This is a genomic window from Cupriavidus consociatus (assembly GCF_017814975.1).
GTDB classification, from domain to species: domain Bacteria; phylum Pseudomonadota; class Gammaproteobacteria; order Burkholderiales; family Burkholderiaceae; genus Cupriavidus; species Cupriavidus consociatus.
In genome coordinates this window covers 165,381-186,141 of the sequence record NZ_JAGIQA010000007.1, presented here as the reverse complement: position 1 = coordinate 186,141, position 20,761 = coordinate 165,381, and the positions used below count along the sequence as shown (strand labels likewise).

At 67.6% G+C, this 20,761-nt stretch carries 18 protein-coding genes; 14 read left to right on the top strand and 4 right to left on the bottom strand.

All coding sequences use genetic code 11. The features are described 5' to 3' along the window. Positions 1-40 precede the first annotated feature (40 nt). Together J8I82_RS12270 and J8I82_RS12265 are read left to right on the top strand one after the other, a co-directional pair. Entirely contained in the window at positions 41-718 is a 678-nt protein-coding gene (locus tag J8I82_RS12270) for a 3-oxoacid CoA-transferase subunit A (protein WP_209757696.1), read from the top strand. After that, a complete protein-coding gene (locus J8I82_RS12265) occupies positions 708-1,400 on the top strand; it encodes a 3-oxoacid CoA-transferase subunit B (RefSeq protein ID WP_245179654.1) in 693 nt (230 codons plus the stop codon). The genes J8I82_RS12270 and J8I82_RS12265 overlap by 11 nt, the downstream gene beginning before the upstream one ends. Here the strand turns inward: J8I82_RS12265 and J8I82_RS12260 are convergent. Together J8I82_RS12260 and J8I82_RS12255 are read right to left on the bottom strand one after the other, a co-directional pair. After that, entirely contained in the window at positions 1,366-2,427 is a 1,062-nt protein-coding gene (locus J8I82_RS12260) for an Ldh family oxidoreductase (protein WP_209757694.1), read from the bottom strand. The two genes, J8I82_RS12265 and J8I82_RS12260, sit on opposite strands and share 35 nt — an antisense overlap. 41 nt (positions 2,428-2,468) lie before the next feature. Then, positions 2,469-3,671, bottom strand: coding sequence for a tripartite tricarboxylate transporter substrate-binding protein (locus J8I82_RS12255; RefSeq protein WP_209757692.1), 1,203 nt, complete (start codon positions 3,669-3,671; stop codon positions 2,469-2,471). 130 nt (positions 3,672-3,801) lie between these two features. On the opposite strand from J8I82_RS12255, the gene J8I82_RS12250 reads away from it, so the two are divergent. The 4 genes from J8I82_RS12250 to J8I82_RS12235 all read left to right on the top strand — a co-directional run bounded on the left by J8I82_RS12250 (position 3,802) and on the right by J8I82_RS12235 (position 9,633). Further along, on the top strand, positions 3,802-4,707 hold the full coding sequence (locus J8I82_RS12250) for a LysR family transcriptional regulator (RefSeq protein WP_209757690.1): 906 nt from the start codon (positions 3,802-3,804) through the stop codon (positions 4,705-4,707). A 214-nt stretch (positions 4,708-4,921) separates the two neighbouring features. Next, positions 4,922-6,109: a monovalent cation:proton antiporter-2 (CPA2) family protein gene (locus tag J8I82_RS12245; protein WP_209757688.1), complete on the top strand. Its 1,188-nt coding sequence runs from the start codon at positions 4,922-4,924 to the stop codon at positions 6,107-6,109. A gap of 57 nt (positions 6,110-6,166) precedes the next feature. After that, a complete protein-coding gene (locus tag J8I82_RS12240) occupies positions 6,167-7,222 on the top strand; it encodes a hypothetical protein (protein WP_209757686.1) in 1,056 nt (351 codons plus the stop codon). A gap of 44 nt (positions 7,223-7,266) precedes the next feature. Next, positions 7,267-9,633 (top strand): DNA polymerase II, encoded by a 2,367-nt coding sequence (locus J8I82_RS12235; RefSeq protein ID WP_209757684.1) that lies wholly within the window; start codon positions 7,267-7,269, stop codon positions 9,631-9,633. Positions 9,634-9,657: 24 nt separating this feature from the next. On the opposite strand, the gene J8I82_RS12230 is transcribed toward J8I82_RS12235, so the two are convergent. Beyond that, positions 9,658-11,037: a 3-deoxy-D-arabino-heptulosonate 7-phosphate synthase gene (locus J8I82_RS12230; RefSeq protein ID WP_209757682.1), complete on the bottom strand. Its 1,380-nt coding sequence runs from the start codon at positions 11,035-11,037 to the stop codon at positions 9,658-9,660. Between J8I82_RS12230 and J8I82_RS12225 the strand changes: the two genes are divergently transcribed. The 8 genes from J8I82_RS12225 to J8I82_RS12190 all read left to right on the top strand — a co-directional run bounded on the left by J8I82_RS12225 (position 11,036) and on the right by J8I82_RS12190 (position 18,760). Further along, complete coding sequence (locus J8I82_RS12225) at positions 11,036-11,254, top strand: hypothetical protein (RefSeq protein ID WP_209757680.1); 219 nt, start codon at positions 11,036-11,038, stop codon at positions 11,252-11,254. The two genes, J8I82_RS12230 and J8I82_RS12225, sit on opposite strands and share 2 nt — an antisense overlap. A 128-nt stretch (positions 11,255-11,382) precedes the next feature. After that, on the top strand, positions 11,383-13,164 hold the full coding sequence (locus tag J8I82_RS12220) for a putative bifunctional diguanylate cyclase/phosphodiesterase (protein WP_209757678.1): 1,782 nt from the start codon (positions 11,383-11,385) through the stop codon (positions 13,162-13,164). Positions 13,165-13,173: 9 nt separating this feature from the next. Further along, entirely contained in the window at positions 13,174-14,610 is a 1,437-nt protein-coding gene (locus J8I82_RS12215; protein ID WP_209757675.1) for an HDOD domain-containing protein, read from the top strand. Positions 14,611-14,673: 63 nt separating this feature from the next. Continuing rightward, positions 14,674-16,038: a TrkH family potassium uptake protein gene (locus J8I82_RS12210; protein WP_209757673.1), complete on the top strand. Its 1,365-nt coding sequence runs from the start codon at positions 14,674-14,676 to the stop codon at positions 16,036-16,038. After that, positions 16,028-16,726, top strand: a complete 699-nt coding sequence (locus J8I82_RS12205) for a potassium channel family protein (RefSeq protein ID WP_245179651.1) — start codon at positions 16,028-16,030, stop codon at positions 16,724-16,726. Before J8I82_RS12210 ends, J8I82_RS12205 begins: the two co-directional genes overlap by 11 nt. A gap of 101 nt (positions 16,727-16,827) precedes the next feature. Then, positions 16,828-17,115: a hypothetical protein gene (locus J8I82_RS12200; RefSeq protein WP_209757668.1), complete on the top strand. Its 288-nt coding sequence runs from the start codon at positions 16,828-16,830 to the stop codon at positions 17,113-17,115. 258 nt (positions 17,116-17,373) lie between these two features. Beyond that, positions 17,374-18,198, top strand: coding sequence for a DUF2092 domain-containing protein (locus J8I82_RS12195; RefSeq protein WP_209757665.1), 825 nt, complete (start codon positions 17,374-17,376; stop codon positions 18,196-18,198). A 28-nt stretch (positions 18,199-18,226) separates the two neighbouring features. Then, positions 18,227-18,760, top strand: a complete 534-nt coding sequence (locus J8I82_RS12190) for a hypothetical protein (protein WP_209757663.1) — start codon at positions 18,227-18,229, stop codon at positions 18,758-18,760. Between the two features lie 8 nt (positions 18,761-18,768). On the opposite strand, the gene J8I82_RS12185 is transcribed toward J8I82_RS12190, so the two are convergent. After that, a complete protein-coding gene (locus J8I82_RS12185) occupies positions 18,769-20,742 on the bottom strand; it encodes an aconitase family protein (protein WP_209757661.1) in 1,974 nt (657 codons plus the stop codon). Between the last annotated feature and the right edge of the window lie 19 nt (positions 20,743-20,761).

Below are 20,761 nucleotides of genomic sequence, written 5' to 3'. Positions count from 1 at the left end.
AGGCCAACGGGGCTACGTTGGCCGCTACGAGGCCATCAACATGATCGACAAGACTGTGGCATCACTGGAACAAGCGGTGGCCGGCATCACTGACGGTGCCACCGTGCTGGTGAGCGGCTTCGGCGGCTCCGGCATTCCCGGTGCATTGCTTGACGCGCTGCTCGCATGCGGTGCGCGCGATCTCACCATCGTCAACAACAATGCCGGCAACGGCGACACGGGCATTGCGGCGCTGATACGCGCCGGGGCTGTGCGCAAGGTGATCTGCTCCCATCCGCGTTCGAGCAATGCCGAAGCCTTTATCGAAGCCTATCGCGCCGGCAAGGTCGAGCTGGAATGCGTGCCGCAAGGCACGCTGGTGGAGCGCATGCGCGCCGCCGGCGCCGGGCTGGGGCCGTTCTTTACGCCGACCGCGTATGGCACGGCCCTGGCAGAGGGCAAGGAAACGCGCAAGATCGATGGCACAGGTTATGTGCTGGAGCAACCCTTGCGCGGCGATTTTGCGCTGGTCAAGGCACATCGCGCGGATCGCTGGGGCAACCTCGTCTACCGCTATGCGGGCCGCAACTTTGGGCCGGTGATGTGCACCGCTGCGCGCCACACCATTGTCCAGGTCGATGAAATCGTGCCGCTGGGCACGCTGATGCCCGAGCAAGTGATGACGCCTGGCATCTTCGTCCATGCCGTGGTGCAGACCGGAGAACGCCATGCCGCGTGAAATGCCGCTGTTCCAGCAACTGCCCCGGCTCAGCCGCCATGACATGGCGCGCATTGTGGCGGCCGATATTCCGGACGGCAGCTACGTCAATCTCGGCATCGGCATGCCGACCCTGGTGTCGGACCAGTTACCGCCGGACCGGGAGATCATCCTGCACAGCGAGAATGGCATCCTTGGCATGGGCCGGGTGATCCGCGACGGCGCGGCCGATCCCGACCTGATCAACGCCAGCAAGGAGCCGATCGCGCTGCTGGCGGGCGCTTCCATCTCCGACCATGCGGTGTCCTTTGCCATGATGCGCGGCGGTCATCTCGACGTCACCGTGCTGGGCGGCTTCCAGGTCTCCGCCGGGGGCGACCTGGCCAACTGGTCGACCGGGGAGCCCGACGCGATCCCGGCCGTGGGCGGCGCCATGGACCTGGTGGCGGGGGCGGCCAGGCTCTTCGTGATGATGGAGCATGTCACGCGCGACGGCCAGCCCAAGATCGTGGAGCACTGCAGTTATCCCCTTACCGGCCTCGGCGTGGTGGACCGCATCTATACGGACCTGGCTGTGATCGACGTGCAGCCGGGCGGCGGACTGCTGGTCACCGGCCTGGCCGAAGGCGTGTCCTTCGATGCGGTGGCGGCGCTGAGTGCGGCGCCGCTCATGTTGAGCGAGCAGTGCCGGGTGTTGCGATAGCTCGCGCCAGGCCGATCTCGGCTTCCAGCATTTCGAGGTCCAGCGCCGATACCTGCAGCCCCTCGCTGCGCGCGCGTAGCGCCTGTGCCGCTTCGCGCTCGCCGGGCATCGCGATCGCATCGAAGCCGTCGGCGAGGGGCGAGGCCTTGGCGCGGCTGACCAGTTCGTCCGCGCGCGTGAAGTAGTCACCAAGCGGCAGCCCCGCATCGGGCCTGAATGCGATAAATGCATGCCCGACGTCCTGCAGCTGCGTGAAGTCGCTGTTCTGGTTGCGCACCTGGCCGCCGAAAGCAGCGCCAGACATCACGCCCGCCATCAACTCCATCATCAGCCCGAGCCCGGATCCCTTGGGTCCCGCCATCGGCAGCACCACGCCGTCGATGGCGGCCTTGGGATCGGTGGTGGGCTGGCCGCTGGCGTCGAGCGCCCAGTCCGGCGGGATGGCTTCGCCGCGGCGCGCGGCGCGGCGGATCTTGCCGAAGGCCACCACCGAAGTCGCCATGTCCAGCACGATTGGCGTACCGCGCGCCGGCGCGGCAAAGGCAAACGGGCTGGTGCCGAGGAACGGCGTGCGGCCGCCCCACACCGGCATCAGCGGCGGTGCGTTGGTCAGCACCAGCGCGCCGAGCCCCGCGTCGAGCGCCTGCTGCAGGTACGTCGCCGCCATCCCGAAATGATTGCTGCGCGAGGCCAGCACCAGGCTGATGCCATGCCGGCGCGCGCGCGCGATCGCTTCATCCATCGTTTTACGGGCGACGATGTAGCCCATGCCATTGTCCCCGTCGACATGCGCCGTCGCACCGTCGCCAGGCGTCACCGCCAGCGTTGGCGTGGGATTGACCAGGCCCAGACGCAGCCGCCTGGTATAGACCGGGATGCGCCCGATGCCGTGCGAGGCCACGCCGCGCGCGTCGGCGTCGACCAGGCACCCGGCAACGTAGGCGGCATCGCCGGCGGGCAGGTAGGCCGCGAAGATGTCGGTCACGGCTTGCAGGAGTGAGGAGTAGGGCGGCAGGTTCGTGTCCACGGTCATACCTGAAAAGAGGGGGAGTCGGGCAAGCGCGCGCATCAGCTCAGCTTGATCTGCGCCTCTCGGATCAGCGCGCCCCACTTGGCGTGTTCGGCGCGGATATGCGCGGCGAAAGCCGCTGGCGAGGTCGGCGTCGCGACGCTGCCTTCCTGCTTCAGGCGCTGCTGGACGTCAGGACGCGCCAGCACCTGCAGCGTGGCGGCGGACAGCTTCGCCGTGATGTCCGCCGGCAAGCCTGCCGGCGCGACCAGGCCCAGCCAGGTGGTGGCCTCGAAGCCGGCGAAGCCCTGTTCGGCGACAGTCGGTACCGACGGCAGCGCCGACAGCCGCTGCGCAGAGGTCACCGCCAGCGCACGGATACTGCCCGCGGCCAGTTGCGGCATCACCGAGACCGTATTGCCGAAGTAAGCCGGCACCTGTCCGCCCAGCAGGTCGTTCATGGCCGGGCCCGCGCCCTTGTATGGCACCTGCATGACCCGGACCCCGGCACGCCGCGCCAGCATTTCACCGGCCAGGTGTCCGACCGTGCCGTTGCCGGCCTGTGCGATTCCCGTCTCGCCGCTGCGCGCCCTGGCTTGCCGCAGGAAGTCGGCGAGGGTGTGGAACGGTGAATCGTGACGCACGACCAGTACCACGGCCACGTCGCTGGCGGCAAGCAGGGCATCCAGGGAATCGCAGCAGTCGACATCGGCGGGGCGTGCCGCGGCCCCGGCCAGTGCGGGATCGAATGCCGCGACGCGCATCCCCAGCGCCAGGCACACCCGCGCGACGCGCTGCGCCACCTGGCCAAAGCCGACCAGCCCGATGGTGCGGCCCTGCAGTTCCACGCCGTCCTGCGCGCGCGACCAACGGCCCGCGCGCAGCTCGCGATCCATCCACGGCACGCGACGCGCCGCCGCGAACATCAGCGCCAGCGTCAGTTCCGCCACGGACTGCGCATTGGCGCCTGGTGTCACATAGACCGGAATGCCCCGTGCGGTGGCGGCGGCGACATCGATGTTGCTGACGCCGACGCCATGCTTGGAGATCACCTTCAGCGTCGGGCAGGCGTCGATGGCCGCGCCGGTCAGTGCGACCGTGCGCGAGATCCCCGCATCCACCGGCAACGTCCGGAGCAACCCATGCAGCGCCTGCGGGCTGTCGGCGTCGGGCAGGTAGTGGACGCTGGCATTGGCGGCTTCCAGCAGGCGGACGCCGGCGCCTGCCAGGCGCGGTGCGGTAACGAGGACGGTGTAGGGCATGACTCGGAGCGGTTAGGGGAATGCAGCGATTCTTTCCCGCCGGTTCGATGCCGTCCAGCTTATAATTTTTTGGTTTTGATAAACGAAAGTAATCAGTCGTGCTGCGGCCGGCTGCATGCCACGGAGCGCCATGGACCTGCGTGACCTCAAGTACTTCCTGGCCGTGGCCAACGCCGGCAACTTCCGCCGCGCCGCCGAACTGGTGCACCGCAGCCAGCCGACGCTGACCAAGGCGGTCGACCGGCTCGAGGCCTCGCTCGGCGCGGCGCTGTTCGAGCGCGACGGCCGGGGCCAGAAACTGAGCGCGGCAGGGGTTGCGCTGCGCGCCCGCGCCGCCGGCCTGCTGCAGGAAGCGGACCTGGTCCGTGACGAGGTCGGCGCCATCGCGCGGGGCGTGGCAGGCACCGTAAGGCTGGGCAGCGGACCGCTCGGCGCGGAATACCTGCTGCCGCCCATCTGCAGGATGCTGCTGCGCGAAGCCCCCAACGTGGTGCTGCAACTGAGCATTCGTCACAACTACGAATTGCGCGACGACCTGCGCGAAGGGCGCGTGGACGTGATCCTCGGCTTCGTGCCGGACCAGCAGGATGACGAATTCCATTGCGAGACGCTGCTGAAGGACACCGTCGTGGTCGCGGCGGTCAAGGGGCACCCGATCTTCCGCGTGCGCAAGCCCGGGCTGGAGGCGCTGGCCGGCTATCGCTGGGCGCTGCCCAACCGCGCGGTGCCGAGCCGGAACTGGCTCGACCAGACCATGGAATCGCGCAACCTGCCGCGGCCGGTGGTGCAGATCGAGACCAACTCGATCCCGTTGATCCCGCGCGTGGTGGCCGATACCGAACTGCTGACCTTTGTCTCGCGGCGCACCTTGCGCGCAAGCGATGACGATCTGGTGGAAGTGCCGCTGCCGGCGGCCACGCTGGTGCGCAACTTCGGCGTGACATTCCGCAAGGGCGCGCCACTTTCTCCGGTGGCGGACAGGCTGATCGGGCTGCTGCACGAATTCGGCAAGACGTTGTTAGAGCGGCTGGACTGAGCGGTGGTGCGGCTGCCACGACTGCCGCGTGTGCCGCCGGGTGCATAACGTAACGCGAGCCGGCGGCGCCGTCCGGCTTGTACTTCGGCGTGGAACTGATGTATTACGTATCCAGTCCGCTACCTCGCGCAGAAGCCGGCATTTTCCCGCCTGGCAGCGAGGCATCGCCAAATGACCCGGGCTCTCGCCCCGTCATCTCATCGGGAGGGGACTGATGGAACAACTGCTGGTTGACGCGGTAATCTTCCTCGCCGCCGCACTGGTCGCCGTGCCGCTGTCGGTGCGCCTGGGCTTTGGCTCCGTGCTGGGCTACCTGGTTGCCGGCGCAGTGATCGGTCCGTGGGGGCTGAGGCTGGTCACGGACGTCAACTCGATCATGGACGTGTCCGAGCTGGGCATCGTGCTGATGATGTTCATCATCGGCATTGAAATGGAATTCGAGAAGCTGTGGGCGATGCGCCGCTCCATCTTCGGCTATGGCGGCATCCAGGTCGCGCTGTGCGCGGCACTGCTTGCAGTGATTTTCATTGTCTTTGGCGTGCAGTGGCGCGTCGGCGTGGCGGCTGGCTTCGCGCTGTCGCTGTCTTCGACGGCGATGGTGATCGCGATCCTGGAGCAGAACCGGCTGATGGACGCGCCCGTCGGGCGATCCAGCTTCGGCATCCTGCTGTTCCAGGACATTGCCGCGATTCCGATGATCGCGCTGTTGCCGCTGCTTGCGCCGGTTGCGGTGGACGCCGGCATGTCGAGCGGCTGGGTTTCCGCGGCGAAGGCGCTGGCCATGATCGCGGCGGTCGTCGTGGTCGGTCGCCTTGTGCTGAAGTATGTGCTGCGCATGATCCAGCGCAGCGGCACGCGCGAGATCTTTACCATCTTCGCGCTGCTCTGGGTCATCGGCATCGCGCTGCTGATGCACGTGGTGCACCTGTCGATGTCGCTGGGCGCATTCCTGGCCGGCCTGTTGCTGGCGGGTTCCGAATGCCGCCACGAGATCGAATCGGACATGGCGCCCTTCAAGGGCATCCTGCTTGGCCTGTTCTTTATCGCGGTCGGCATGTCGATCGATTTCTCGGTGCTGGCCAACAAGCCGCTGCTGGTGGCGGTGCTGGTGGTCGCCCTGGTCGTTGGCAAATTCCTGGCGCTGATGTACCTGGCGAACCGGATCGAATTGCCGCGCCAGCATCGCGTCTACTTTGCCATCCTGCTGTCGCAGGGCGGCGAGTTCGCCTTTGTCGTGATGGGCGCCGCGCAGGCGGCAAACCTGATCGATGCCGAGCAACTCTCCGTCGTCACGGTCGTCGTTGCGCTGTCGATGGCCACGACACCGCTGCTGTTGCTCGCCCACCGCAAGCTGCCGCGCAGCCACGCGGCACCGCGCCAGGCCGAAGCGGATGGCCCGTAGACTGCCGGACTCGCCTGCGCCGCAAGCCAACCGATCGCGCCACGGAGGTGCCATGCGATGACTGTCCTGAACTGGCTGCGCCGTCGCGGCAAGCATCATGACGGGGCGCGCGATGCAGAGCGCGCCGCGCTGGCGGAGCGCGTGACCCGGCTGTGTCCGTACGTGCGGCTGGCAGGCGGCTATCGCAAGCGGCTTGCCCCGGCGCTGGCTATCGCAGACCGGTACGTGCGCGAGGTCGTGGCGGGCCTGCCGCCGGCTTCGCCGGCAAGCGAAGCGACCTGGAACAGCGATCCGTACATCCATGCCTTCTTTGCTACGGCACAGGACGTGATGCCGGTGTTCAGCCGGTCGTCGGACCTGCGCGACTATTTCAGCGGCTCGGCGTCCGCCACCGAGGCCTATTGCGTGCTCGGGATGGAAAAGCAGGAACGCCACACGCTGGGCGTGGCGCTGGAAGGCGATGTCATGCGCACGGAGGTGCCCCGGACCACGGTCAGCTTCACCGCTCACCGGGTCAGGATCTGCGCGGCGACCGAAGCGGCGCTGCGCGAGGAAATCGCCTGCCGCATGCTCGACCAGTTCGCGCTGCAGGCCCTGGCCGAGGTCGCGGGCGGCACGACTCGCCGCGACCGCATCGAGCGCGAGCAGGCGTTGCTGACCACGCGGCTGCACCTGCTGGAGCAGCAGGGCGTCGGCATGCGCAGCGTGCTTGGCGAACACGACGACACGCAAGCCGACGAGTCCGAGCGGCTGCGCGAGCAGGTGGCACAGAACGAGGCCGCGCTCGCCGCGCTGAGTGGGCCTGACGCACCTGACGCACCCGACCCACAGGACGGCCGGGCCGGCATGCCGGAGAGGCAGCTGCAGGCGCTGGTCGACGTGCTGACGCATGCCGAAGCCAGCTTCACGGTAGAGCGGCAAGCCGTGCGGCTGAGCCCCATGAACATCGTGCTGGCACCGGGCAGTGCCGGCCCCGCCGCTGACCTCCAGTTGATGACCGCGCGGGTGCCGGGGAATCCGCCGCTGGTCCGCACTTTTTCGCTGGTGTGCGTGACCCGCGCCGGGATGCTGTCGCCGATGCAGCTGCTCGATGAGGCCGCGCGCATGCTGTAACGCTAAAATCACGTCGATATTGGTTTGACTCTAAAGGCCTGAGCGTGGCACTCCAGCAGGGTTTCATCCTGACCCGGCATTGGCGCGATACCCCGGCCGGCACCGAGGTCGAGGTCTGGCTGGCCACCGACGAGGGGCCGCGCCGGCTGCGCCTGCCGTATCAGCCGTCGGTCGCATTCATCCCCGAGGCCCAACGCGAGCGTGCCGAGGCGCTGCTGCGCCACGAGCGCGAGGTCGAGTTGCGCCCGCTGCAGCTGCAGGACTTCCGCGGCAGGCCGGTCATCGGCCTGTATTGCCGGCAGCATCGGCAGTTGATCCAGCTCGGCCGTTCGCTGCGCGATGCCGGCGTCGACGTCTACGAAGCCGATATCCGTCCGCCCGAGCGCTACCTGATGGAGCGCTTCATCACGGCGCCGGTGTGGTTCGAAGGGGAGCCGGACGGCGAGGGCGTCATGCGCAACGCCCAGTTGAAGCCTTCGGCGGACTACCGGCCCACGCTGCGGCTGGTGTCGCTCGATATCGAAACCAACGCCTTTGGCGAGCTGTATTCGATTGCGCTCGAAGGCTGCGGCCAGCGCCAGGTCTATATGCTGGGCGCTGCGCCGCAGGAGCCGGGCGCTGCCGATTTCTCGCTTGAATACTGCGCGACTCGGCCGGAGCTGCTGGAGAAGCTGAACCAGTGGCTGGCCCGTCACGACCCCGACGCGATCATCGGCTGGAACCTGGTCCAGTTCGACCTGCGCGTGCTGGTCGAGCATGCGCGGCGCTTCCAGTTGCCGCTGCGCCTCGGCCGCGGCGGCGCGGAAATGGAATGGCGCGAGCACAACGCGCAGCAGCACTATTTCGCCAGCGCGCCGGGCCGGCTGATCCTCGACGGCATCGAGGCGCTGCGGTCGGCCACGTGGAGCTTCCCGTCGTTCAGCCTGGAATCGGTGGCGCAGACGCTGCTCGGCGAGGGCAAGGCGATCGACAATCCGTACGACCGCATGGATGCCATCGACCGCATGTTCGAGCAGGACAAGCCGGCGCTGGCGCGCTACAACCTGCGCGATTGCGAGCTGGTGACGCGCATCTTCGAGAAAACGGAGCTGCTGTCGTTCCTGCTCGAGCGCGCCACGGTCACGGGCCTGGCGGCAGACCGCAGTGGCGGTTCGGTTGCCGCCTTCACGCATCTCTACATGCCCCTGATGCACCGCCAGGGCTATGTCGCGCCCAACCTCGGCGAGCTGGCACCGGAGGCCAGCCCCGGCGGCTTCGTCATGGATTCGCGGCCGGGGCTCTATGAATCGGTGCTGGTGCTGGACTACAAGAGCCTCTATCCGTCGATCATCCGCACCTTCCTGATCGATCCCATCGGACTGGTCGAGGGACTGGCGCATCCGGATGATGCCGACTCGGTTCCCGGCTTTCGCGGCGCGCGCTTCTCGCGGACCAAACATTGCCTGCCGGCGATCGTCGCCCGGGTCTGGCAGGGCCGCGAGGCGGCCAAGCGTGACCGCAACAAGCCGCTCGCGCAGGCGCTCAAGATCATCATGAACGCGTTCTACGGCGTGCTGGGGTCAAGCGGATGCCGTTTCTTCGATCCGCGGCTGGCGTCGTCGATCACCATGCGCGGGCACGAGATCATGCGGCAGACGCGGGCGCTGGTCGAGGCGCGCGGCTACGAGGTGATCTATGGCGACACGGATTCCACCTTCGTCTGGCTGCGCCGCGCGCGCACCGAAGCCGATGCGCAGCAGATCGGCCGCAGCCTGGTGGCCTACGTCAACGACTGGTGGCGCGACCACCTGTGGCAAACCTATGGCCTGGAAAGCGCGCTTGAACTGCAGTTCGAGACCCATTTCCGCCGCTTCCTGATGCCGACCATCCGCGGCACCGACCTCGGCAGCAAGAAGCGCTACGCCGGCCAGGTGGAGCGGGCCGACGGCACGGTCGAGATGGTGTTCAAGGGGCTCGAGACGGTGCGCACGGACTGGTCGCCGCTCGCGCAGCAGTTCCAGCAGGCGCTTTACGAGAAGGTCTTCAACCGCGAGCCGTACCAGGACTATGTGCGCGACATCGTGCGCCGCACGCTGGCGGGGGAGCTCGACGAGCAGCTGGTCTATCGCAAGCGGCTGCGGCGCAGGCTGGAGGAATACCAGCGCAACGTGCCGCCGCACGTGCGGGCCGCCCGCATCGCCGATGACTACAACGAGCGCCACGGGCGCCCGCGCCAGTACCAGCAGGGCGGCTGGATCAGCTATCTGATGACCACGGCAGGACCGGAGCCGCTGGAATGCCGTTCCGCGCCGATCGACTATGACCACTACGTCGGCAAGCAATTGCAGCCGATTGCCGATGCGATCCTGCCGTTCCTGGACGATGATTTCGAGCGGCTGTTGTCGGGGCAGATGACGTTGTTCGCGCAGTAGGCCAGCGTTGCCGCCCCTGGCACGTCAGGCACCAGCCCTGTCGATCGCGGCCATCAGGTCGCCAGGATGGACCATCAGTTCGCGGACTTGCCACAGCGTCGGATATTGGTTGAGCACGCCGCGCCACCGGGGCGATTCCAGCAGCTCGTGCCACACAGGCGCAAGCGCGGGGGCTTCCGCGGCCTGGCCTTCCTCGAGCTTGCCGGCGAACTCAAGGCTGGCCTGCGCCGACAGCAGCTGCATGCGGCTGGCGGCACCGAGCAGGCGCGGACTGGCTTCGGCAGGCGCATCGCAGCAATACAGCACCAGGCCGGGCAGGCCGGCCTCTTCGGTATGCAGCGCGCTGAGCGAGGCGCCGTGCAGGCGCACTGTCCCTTGCTGCGTCTCGAACGCATAGACCACGTCCGGGTCCGCATGTGCCAGCAAGCGCAATCCGCGCAGCAGCTTCGGCAGGTCGGTCGTGGCCGCATCGACGGAGGCCTTGGCCTCCGCGAGCAGGCAGATTTCCCAGGCCGGTACCGCATCGGCTGGCGGCAGTTGCCTGAGCAGGACGGCGTCCCATTCGGTCTTGGCGCGATCATGCGTGGCGGGGATCGAGGCCGGTACGCGCATCGAGGTCACGACGCGGTATGAGGCCGGCGCTCCCTCGGCCTGGTTGAGCCGCTGCGCCAGTGCCTCCAGTGCCTGCGCGGCCTGTGCTTCGGTGGCAGCGCCACGCCGGCGGGCGGCGACGCCTTGCGCACTGGCGGTGGCGCTTCCCGGGCGCGGGCCCTGCCGGTCCCACAGCGTCCGGTATTGACGCACCAGGTCATCGGCCTCCAGCGCTTCAAGCCGCTGCAAGCGCTTCAGCGCGGGACTGTCGAGCAGCCGCGCCAGGCCCGGCGCTTCATTCGCGATCTCCGGCATGCCGAGCAGGCCGCGTCCGGTATCGTGCAGCGCGGACCACGATGACGCCGAGGTGGATGCATGAAGCCGGGCCAATGCCTCGCGTTGCGGACCCGGCACGAGGCGTTGCTGCCGGCCCGGATGGGCGATCGCATTGACGGCCATCCGGACCTGGCGGCGATCCTGGTCGGCGCCCGCGGACAGCGACGCGTACTCGCGTACGTGCGCCGCCCGGTGCCGCATGATCATGGCCTGGAACACCGGGTCGCCGGCGTCCGTGCGCAGCGCTTCGCGGATCAGGCGCGCGAGCGCGTCGATGAAGCGGTCTTTCAGTGCCGCGCCCGGCGTTTCACCTCGTGCCATCGCCGCGCGGGCCTCCTCGATCGCGAGTGCGAGCGCCGTTGCCGCGCCGGCGGCCTGCTGCCCGGAAATCGCGGCGGCGCTTGCCGGCAGGCGATAGCGGCGCGCGACGGCGCGCAGCGTTGCATCGAGCAAGGGAGGCGAGGGCAACGGTGGCATGGCAAAGGTGCTGCAGGATGAATGCACGCGGATCTGGCCAAGTCTCGACAATCCGAACGGGTTTGTCCACCGTGGCGACAGCTCGCTGTACGTTTTTGGCGGGTTTCGCGACATCCGGCGCGGCCGGAAATCCGGGCGCAAGCCTCCCCCGGCTGCATGGCGTCGCGGCGTTTCCACAGCCTGCGCAGTGCGCTTCCTTATTCGCCGTGCACCGTAATAGAATCGGGACTTTACAAATACCGTGCCGGGTACCGACAGGGTTGACGCGTCCTGTCGTCAAGGTCCTGGCATGACAACAATTTCCGGCGACAGCGTGGCCGGGCAGGGCGGGTCGATTCACACCGTATGCACGCATTCACGTATGACGCCGTCCTGGCGAACGACGGAGCGGAATGGACCCGCGACGACGAGGCGGATGGCGCGATGCCAGCACCCGCCGGGCGGCACGGCTGGGCCTTGCTGGAAACGTCGGAAGGGCTGGCGCTGCATGTCAGTGTCACCGGCCAGATCCTGAACGCGACCCGGGCGTCGGGCGCGCTGCTGGGCCTTCCCTACGCCTATCTGTGCCGCGCGTCCCTGCGCGACATTCTCCCCATCGGCGAATACGAACGCACCGCGGCACTGTGGCAGGCCTGCCTGCTGGATGGCCAGGCCCGGCGGGCAACCGTCCGCTTCACCGACGCCTCGGCGGGAAACCGGTACCTTGAGCTGCATATCTGCCGCGACATCGACGAAGCCGGGCAGGCGTCGCTGCTGCTGTTCGGGACCGATGTCACGGCGTGGATGCAGAGGCTGCAGCAGCTGACCGAACAGTCGCTGGTCGATCCGTTGACCGGGATCGGCAACCGCGACCTCATTCGCCGCCGCATTGAACAATACCTGGCCGGAGAGCATCCGGCAGGACGCCGGCTCGCGGTGGCGCTGATGGACCTGGACGGGTTCAAGAAGATCAACGATTCCCTCGGGCATGGCGCCGGCGATGCCTTGCTGAAGGAAATGGCGGCCCGCTTGCGCGGCGTGCTGCGCGGCACGGACACCGTGGCGCGGCTGGGCGGCGATGAGTTCGTCTTGCTGCTCGAAAACATCGCAGCCGAGGAGGCCGCCGCCGACATCCTGGAACAGGTCATGCGGATTTGCCGGCAGCCGTTCCAGCTGTCGGCGCGCCAGATCCGCGTCACCACCAGTATCGGGCTGGCCTTCGCCAGCGGCGGCGAGGATTCCGACGCCGAGTTGCTGCGGCGCGCCGACCGGGCCATGTACGAGGCGAAAGCATTGGGCGGCAATCGCTATTTCCGCTATTCGCCGGAGTTCGACGAGAAGCTGAACGAGCAGTTCCGCATCGAGCAAGACCTGTTCGAGGCCGTGCATAACGGCGAGCTGTCCCTGCAGTACCAGCCCATCGTCAGTCTCGATGGCAGGAACCTGTGCGCGGTGGAGGCACTGATGCGATGGGAGCGGGCCGGCCGCCCCGTGTCTCCCGGGATCTTCGTGCCGGTCGCAGAGAACAACGGCCTGATCCATCATCTCGGCGCCTGGGTGCTGCGTTGCGCTTGCGCCCAGCTTGCCATGTGGGATGCAAAGGGCGCGCAGGTCGGCTACGTGTCGGTCAATGTGTCGCCGGTGCAGTTCAGTCATCCCGGCTTTGCCGACCAGGTGCGCAGTGCGATCCGCGATACCGGTGTCTGCGCCGGCCGGCTGGTGCTGGAGATTACCGAAGGCGCGCTGATGATCGATCCCGAGGCGGCGGGCAATGTCCTGACCGAGTTGCGGGCGCTGGGCATCCGCTTTGCGGTGGACGATTTTGGCACCGGCTATTCCAGCCTGTCGTACCTGCGCCGGTTTCCGCTGTCGGCACTGAAGATCGACCGCAGCTTTGTCGCCGACATGGTCGATTCGCCGCACGCGCAGACCATCGTCTATGCAGTCCTCTCGCTGGCGCGCGAGCTCGGGCTGGCGGCGATCGCCGAAGGCGTCGAGACCGCATGCCAGCGCGAGCTGCTGGCCGCGCAGCGCTGCGAGATGGCACAGGGCTGGCACTATGGGCACGCCATGACTCCCGCCGACCTCGAGGCGGCATTCGCCGAGGGCAGGTGGCGCCTGGACGCCCCGACCCTGTTGCCGCGGTGAGGCATGGCCATGGACATGCAGGCATTCCTCGACCAACTCTGGGCCAGGCTCGCCGAGCAGGGCGACTTTCCGACGCTGCAGTATTGCATCGATCATGTCTTCAGTTCGCTGGATGCGGAGCGCAACGTCGGCGAAATGGCCAGCAGCATCCTGTCGGACTTCAGCCTGTCGCAGAAGATCATCCGGCTGTCCAACTCCGCCATGTACCGGTCGTTCGGCGGCGAGGTCACCACCGTTTCGCGCGCGATCATGGTGCTGGGGGTGGATACGGTCATCCACCTGACGCTGGGCGTGCGCGTGCTCGACTTTTTCCAGACCGTGCCGGAGAACCGGCCACGGGCCGCGCAAGCGCTCAAGCAGGCCATGGTCGCGGCGGAATTCACCCGGACCCTGGCAGAAGCGCGGGGCATCGCTGACGGGGAAGAGGCCGTGGTCTGCACCCTGATGCACCATGTGAGCCGGCTGCTGCTGATCCTGTATGTGCCGGAGGCGTGGGACCGCATTACCGCAATGTGCGAGGCCGGAGAGCAGATCGGCGAAGACGAGGCCTGCCGCGAAGTCCTGGGCGTGTCGCTCGGCGAGATTGCCCGGGCGGCTGCTATCAAATGGCGCTTGCCCCCGTTGATTGCCGGCGCCATGAGCGCGCCCCCGTTGCCGGAAGGCGCCATGCCGGAGACGCACGCCGACTGGCTGGGCGCCGTCGCCCGATTGTCGTCGCAGGCCGCCGCGTCGATCCTGGCGGGCCAGGACGACCCAACGGCGGACAGTCAGTTGCTGGCCGAGGCGCAACGGGTGGGCCTGGAACCGGGGCATCTCGGGGGGGCGCTGGAGCAGGCCAGGGTGCTCACGACCTCGATGGCGGCCACCGACGCCGCCAGCCAGGCCGGGGGTGATCCCGGCGAGCAAGGCGGCAAGCCAGCCGACGCGCTGGCGAGGCTGCAACGGGTCGTCGCCGAAGTCCGGCAGGAGGGCAAGGCGATGTCCATTGCCGAGCTTGCGCCCTTTGCGCTGGAGTCAGCCATGCGCGCGCTGAACTTCTCGCGCTGCTTCCTGATGCTGCTGAATCCGTCGGCCAGGCGCTTCGGTGCGCGGCTGGCCTTTGGCGAAGGCATGCGCGACAAGCTCGACCAGCTGTCCTTCGAGGAGGGCTTCGTTCCGGATGTATTCCACTTCGCCACGCTGGCAGACCGGCCGTTGCTGATCGAAGACTCCTTTGACAAGGAGGCCGCGCATCGCGTGCCGCGCTGGTATCGCCAGGCCATGCCCGATGCCCGCGCGCTGCTGCTGATCCCGGTGCGGGTGCGTAATCGCTGCGTGGCCCTGATCTGCGGCGACTGGGGCGAGGCGCGCTTTACCGGGGCGCTGACCGGGGAGGAGCTCGAAGCGATCGCCCAGCTGGCAGGAGAGATTTCGGCCGGCTTCCTGCGGTCGGCGCCTGCGCGCTAGGCCAGCGGGGCCCGCGCTGCCACGTCGCGGCCGACGCCGGGACACGGGTGCTGCGCTGCACACATGGATTTGTGGCGCGCCAAGGCACACAATGCCTGCATGAGAGCGTCCCTGCATCCTGCCCGCGCCGTCGCCATGGGGTTCCTGCTGGCCATCGTGGCGGGCAGCGTGCTGCTGATGCTGCCCTGGTCGCGCGACGGCGGGGGCAGCGTACCGTGGCTGACCGCGTTCTTCACGGCGGTGTCCGCGGTGTGCGTGGCCGGGCTGATCGTGGTCGATACCGGCACGTACTGGTCCGGCTTTGGCCAGGCCGTCATCATGGTGCTGTTCCAGCTTGGCGGATTCGGCATGATGACGGCGTCGACGCTGCTGGGGCTGATGGTCAACCGCTCGCTGAGGCTGCGCACCAAGCTGCTGACCCAGGCCGAGACCCGCGCGATCGGGCTGGGCGATATCGTCGGCGTGGCCAGGCTGGTGCTGGTGGTGACGATCGGGATGGAACTGCTGCTGGCCGCCTGGCTGGCGTGGCGGCTGCACTCCGTCTATGGCGCGCCTTGGGGCGACGCCGCCTGGAACGGGCTGTTCCATGCCATATCCTCCTACAACAATGCCGGCTTCTCGACACATGCCGACAGCCTGGTCCGCTATGCCGCCGACCAGTGGGTGCTGCTGCCGGTGATGGTGGCGGCGCTGGTCGGCGGCATCGGCTTCCCGGTGCTGCACGACCTGCGCAACAAGACCTTCCGCCCGCACCGCTGGTCGCTGCACAGCAAGCTGACGCTGGCCACCACCGGGGTGCTGTTCCTGGCGGGCATGGCCGGCGTGCTGATGTTCGAGTGGACCAATGCGCGCACGCTCGGCCCGATGGCGGCGGGGCAGAAGCTGCTGTCGGCGGCCTTTGCTTCGGTCTCCGCGCGCACCGTCGGCTTCAACACCATCGACATCGGCGGCCTGACCCATGAAAGCATGGCGCTGCACTACTTCCTGATGTTTGTCGGTGGCGGCAGCGCCAGTACCGCCGGCGGCGTCAAGGTTGGCACCATCGCGATCCTGGCGCTGCTGGTGATTGCCGAGATCCGCGGGCGTGGCGACAGCGAAGCCTTCGGGCGCCGCGTCAGCAGTTCGGCGCAGCGGCAGGCGATCACGGTGCTGGTGCTGGGCAGCGCGCTGACGACGATCGGGACGCTGGCCATCCTGTTTGTCACGGAATTCCCGACCGACCAGGTCATCTTCGAGGTCATCGCGGCCTTCGGCTCCGCGGGCCTGTCGACCGGCATCACCGCCGAACTCCCGGCTTCCGCCCAGTTGATCCTGGCCGCGTTGATGTATGCCGGCCGGGTCGGCACCATCACGCTCGCGGTGTCCCTTGCCATGGGCGAGCGCCGTACGCCGTACCGTTACCCCGAGGAGCATCCAATTGTTGGCTAGATTGTTTTCCGAACAGTTCGCCTTCTCGGCAGGCGACAGTGTGGCCGTGATCGGATTGGGGCGCTTTGGCGGTTCCGTGGCGCAGTCGCTGATGCGGCTGGGGCATGACGTGATGGGCATCGACCGGGATCCCGACCTGGTGCAGCGGTGGTCCAATGTGCTGACCTGCGCGATCCAGGCCGACTCGACCGATGTCAACGTCATGCGCCAGCTCGGCGTGGCGGATTTCTCGCACGCCATCGTGGGCATCGGTACCGACATGTCGTCAAGCCTGATGACGCTGATGGCGCTGACCGAGCTGCAGATCCAGGATATCTGGGTCAAGGCGTTTACGGCCGAGCACGGACAGATCGCGCAACGTATCGGTGCGCACCACGTCGTCTATCCGGAAGCGGACATGGGCGCGCGGGTAGCCCACCTGATCACCGGCAAGATGATCGACTTCATCGAGTTCGACGACGGCTTCGCCATCGCGAGGATCCACGCGCCCGCATCCACCCATAACAAGACCTTGCTGATGTCCCATGTCCGGGAGCAATTCGGCGTGACCGTGGTAGGCATCAAGCGCGGCAGCGCGGAGTTCGAGCACGCCACGGCGGCCACCATGGTCCTGCCCGGCGACCTGCTGGTGGTGTCGGGGCTGACCAGCAAGATCGAGCGATTTGCCGGCAGTTCGGAGAAGGGATAGGGGCGAAAGAACTCGATGAATTCACCATCGCGGTCAGCCTGATGAGCGCTTAAAAGCGGCTTGTCATCATGGGCCGCAGTCCCATGTCGATACCAGCCTACTTGCTGCAGTTCTACGTCGAAAGCCTGGACGGCCTCGAGGGTGCGCGCGAGCGGGTATGCCCGCACTGCCTCGCACGCCTCCAGGCAGGAAGCGAGCACGCCATCGGTCAGGGCCTCGCGTTCGCGTACTTCTGCGAGCACGATGCGGCGCTGTACATCGCGCGAGAGATGTCTGACTCGTGGATTGAATTGAGCGTGTCGGGACCGCTGACGCCTCGCGTGGTCAGCAACATCCTTGCGCAAGAGAATGCTGGCGGATTCCGCATGGCGTATCAGACGGCGCGGTGACATCGAGGGTACGGATTCGCGGCAGCAAAGCAGGAAGGGGGTGGGTCCGACATCACTTGCGCGGCATTCCAGTCAAGTTCGGATTGCCATCCGCCCGTTGGCGCGACCAATTGCAACTCGCTACAACACCGCTTACCGCCACCACAAAAAGATTCACTTCACTTCCCCCCTCCCGTCATAGAAGATTCCCCAGCATCTCCATCGCTGGCCTCAAACCGCACGCGGCCTGGCGATTGTCCAGTCAATCGGGAGTTCACCATGGCACGCATACCGGCCCTGACCCTGCTCGTCATCGCGCTCGCGGCCTGCAGCAGCACGCCGCCCGCGCCGCCCCCCGCTGCGCCTGCGTCATCGGCTGCATCTGCCGCGGCACCGGCCGGCAGCGCGCAGGCACAGGCGCAACCCCAGCCTAAGGCAGTCGACCCCGCGGTGATCCAGGCGCTCAACGACATGGGCAAGTACCTGCAGTCGCTGCGCCAGTTCGAGGTGTTTATCGACCTGTCGGGCGAACGGGTCCTGCAGGACGGCCAGAAACTGCAGCACACCGCCACGGCGGATCTGGATGTACAGCGGCCGGACCGGCTGCGTGCGCGGATGCGCAGCGCGCGCTCGCAGCGCGACCTGATCTATGACGGCAAGCTGGTCACGCTGTACTCGCCTGCGCAGAAGTCGTACTCCCAGGCCGAATTCAGCGACAACCTGGGCGTGCTGGCGCAGCGGCTGCGCGAACGCTTCGGCGTGGAAATCCCCTCGGCCGACCTGTTCCTGTGGGGCACGCCCGCGGCGCCGGTGGACAACATCGAATCGGCGATGAATGCCGGGCAGGACATCGTTGGCGGCGAGCTGTGCGATCACTATGCCTTCCGCCAGGGGCAGCTCGACTGGCAGATCTGGATCGCCGCCGGCAACCGTCCGGTGCCGCGCAAGCTCGTCATCACCAACCGGTCCGACGAGGCCAGGCCGCAATCGGTCACGCTCTACAAGTGGAACCTGAATCCGAAGTTCGGCAATTCAGCGTTCGCCTTCATGCCGCCCAAGGACGCCAGGAAGGCGGAGTTCGTTCCCCTGAAGGCCACCCGGTAACGGGGCCATGGACAAAAGGAGCATTGCCATGACCTACACATTCGCAAAGCCGCTCGCGGTGTACACGGCCGCGCTCGTGCTGGTGGCGTCCGGCTGGACATCGGTGGCCGAGGCCGCCCGCGGCGACAGGGGGGGTGGGCATGCCGCTGCTGGCGGACATGCCGCAGGCGGGCAGCGCGCCGCTGCCGGCGGCGCCAGCCGCGAAACGCGGCAGGTGAACAACCAGCGTGCCGACGCGCGCACCAACAACGTCCGCAACACCAGCGTCAACAACGTCAACGCCAGCCGCGATGTCAACGTCAATACGAGCCGCAACGTCAACGTGAACGTCGACAGCCACGGCGGCTGCTGCGGCTGGGACAACGATTACCACCCGGTGGCGACGGCCGCCGCGGTGACCGCCACCGTCGCCGTGACGTCGGCGGTGGTGGGGTCCATGGTGCGCACGGTCCCGCCGAGCTGCGTGCCGGTCAACTACGGCGGCATGGTCTACCAGCAGTGCGGCAGTACCTGGTATATGCCGCAGGGCGCGCAGTACGTCGTGGTCAATCCTCCGTACTGATGGCGCGCTTACCCGTGGCGCCGCTGCAGGTCATGGAATGACAGCAGTTCGCCCGCCATCGCACTGGCGGCCACGGTGGGCGGACTGGCCAGCCACACCTGCCCCGGCCCGGAGCGCCCGGGGAAATTCCGGTTGATTGAACTCACCGTCACCTGCTCGGCCTGTTCCGACGAACCCGGGCCGCAGTTGGCGCACGCCCCGCACGACGGCTGCAATATGCGCGCGCCGACCGCATGGAACGTTTCCATATAGCCCTGGCGGATGCAATAGTCGCGGACGTCGGTGGTGCCGAACTGCAGGTAGAGCGTGACATGCGACGGCAGCCGCAGGCCGCGCTGCACCGCCCAGTGCAGCACCTCGTGGTACAGGTCGAAATCCTCGCGCTTGCCGGCGGTGCAGGAGCCGCCATAGGCGATATCCACCCGCACGCGCTGGTCCAGCGTGGCCAGCGGCAGGCCGTTGCCCGGATCGCCGGGGCGCGCCACCATCGGGCCGAGCGTGCCGCAGTCAAGTTCGATGGTGGCCGCGAAGGCGGCATCGTCGTCGCTGCGCATCCACGGCTCGATCACGAAATCCATGCCGCGGCGCTCCCTGAGGAAGCGCACGGTCTGCGCATCCGGCGCGACGATGCCGGTGAAGCCGCCCAGCTCGGCGCACATGTTGGTCAGCGTGGCCCGTTCGTCGATGGACATGGCGCGCACGACGGGACCGGTGAACTCGAACACCTTGCCAACCCCGGCGCCTGCCTTGATCTCAGCCTGCGCCAGCAGATGCAGCACGACATCCTTGGCCGTGACGCCCGGCGCAAGCGCACCGTGGAGCGCGACGCGGATGCCCTGCGGCATGGTCATGCGGACCGCACCCGTCACGAACGCATTGGCCATGTCGGTCGTGCCGACGCCGAACGCCACGCAGCCGAGCGCGCCGCTATGCGGGGTGTGCGAGTCGGTGCCCACCACGACCTGTCCCGGCAGCGCATAGCGCTCGGCCATCATCGCGTGCGAGATGCCCGCGGCATGGCTGCCATCGTCGGTGCGCGAGCCTTCCTCGGTCAGCGTGCGATGGCAGCGCAGCCGGTAGGCGTCGACGAACTGCCGCTGCGCCGCGCACATCCGCGCAACGTTGTCGACCAGCCCGCCACGCACATGCGCGGGGCTTTCATTGACGTAGGAGGTATGGTCCTCGAATACCACGATGCGCCCGGCATCCTTGAGTCGCAGCGGCTTGCCGAACGTGGCGTGCAGCATGTGGGCGCACATGCCGGTGTAGTACTCGTGGATAAAGCGCCAGTCGGCGCGCACGAAGATGCCGTCGCCGGGTTGCGGGCCCGCCGGGGATACGGGCGTCACGGGCGTCGCCAGCAGGTGGCGGTGGACGATCTTCTCGAACAGGGTTTGCGGTGCCGCGGGCGGTGTCGCTGGTGCCGGTTCGACCTTGTCCAGGTATTGCTGGCCGAACTTCAGCAACCCGCCGCTCAGCAGGATGGCGGCGGCCAGCGCGTCGCGCCCGGCCACCAGCGTTTCCGCGGCGATCGGCTCGCCGGCCTGCAGGCGCTCAAGCAGGCCGAAGTCGGTCGAGGTGAACAGCCCGATGTTGTCGGCGTTCTGGCGGTAGATGCGCTCGAAGCTGCGCGCGATCACCAGCCGGATGCCGGCGAGCTTTTCTGCCGCCGGGCTATGCTCGCGCGACGATCCCTTGCCGTAGCGGTTGCCCGCGACCGTCACCGAGAAGCCGCCCTCGCGGATCGCGCCAGGCGCGACCGGGCAGGCGCCGCCGACCTTGTAGCCGGTATAGGGATAGCGGCCGAGCTTGTCGTCGTAGTGCGTCAGGATCGGCACCGGCGTGATCTCGTCGGTGGACACGTCGTCACGGAGGGGTCCGGCTTGTTCGAGCGTGAGGGCCTCGCCGTGCAGCTGGCGCGCCATGGCATCCGCCGAGTCGGCGAGGAACAGGATGCGGCCTGGGAAATCGGGGGCGCTCATGCGGGTCTCCAGTGGCATA

Coding starts and splice junctions, on each gene's coding strand:
- J8I82_RS12270 (WP_209757696.1), top strand. CDS start 41: ATGATCGACAAGACTGTGGCATCACTGGAACAAGCGGTGGCCGGCATC.
- J8I82_RS12265 (WP_245179654.1), top strand. CDS start 708: ATGCCGCGTGAAATGCCGCTGTTCCAGCAACTGCCCCGGCTCAGCCGC.
- J8I82_RS12255 (WP_209757692.1), bottom strand. CDS start 3,671: ATGCCCTACACCGTCCTCGTTACCGCACCGCGCCTGGCAGGCGCCGGC.
- J8I82_RS12250 (WP_209757690.1), top strand. CDS start 3,802: ATGGACCTGCGTGACCTCAAGTACTTCCTGGCCGTGGCCAACGCCGGC.
- J8I82_RS12245 (WP_209757688.1), top strand. CDS start 4,922: ATGGAACAACTGCTGGTTGACGCGGTAATCTTCCTCGCCGCCGCACTG.
- J8I82_RS12240 (WP_209757686.1), top strand. CDS start 6,167: ATGACTGTCCTGAACTGGCTGCGCCGTCGCGGCAAGCATCATGACGGG.
- J8I82_RS12225 (WP_209757680.1), top strand. CDS start 11,036: ATGGCAAAGGTGCTGCAGGATGAATGCACGCGGATCTGGCCAAGTCTC.
- J8I82_RS12230 (WP_209757682.1), bottom strand. CDS start 11,037: ATGCCACCGTTGCCCTCGCCTCCCTTGCTCGATGCAACGCTGCGCGCC.
- J8I82_RS12220 (WP_209757678.1), top strand. CDS start 11,383: ATGCACGCATTCACGTATGACGCCGTCCTGGCGAACGACGGAGCGGAA.
- J8I82_RS12215 (WP_209757675.1), top strand. CDS start 13,174: ATGGACATGCAGGCATTCCTCGACCAACTCTGGGCCAGGCTCGCCGAG.
- J8I82_RS12210 (WP_209757673.1), top strand. CDS start 14,674: ATGGATTTGTGGCGCGCCAAGGCACACAATGCCTGCATGAGAGCGTCC.
- J8I82_RS12195 (WP_209757665.1), top strand. CDS start 17,374: ATGGCACGCATACCGGCCCTGACCCTGCTCGTCATCGCGCTCGCGGCC.
- J8I82_RS12190 (WP_209757663.1), top strand. CDS start 18,227: ATGACCTACACATTCGCAAAGCCGCTCGCGGTGTACACGGCCGCGCTC.
- J8I82_RS12185 (WP_209757661.1), bottom strand. CDS start 20,742: ATGAGCGCCCCCGATTTCCCAGGCCGCATCCTGTTCCTCGCCGACTCG.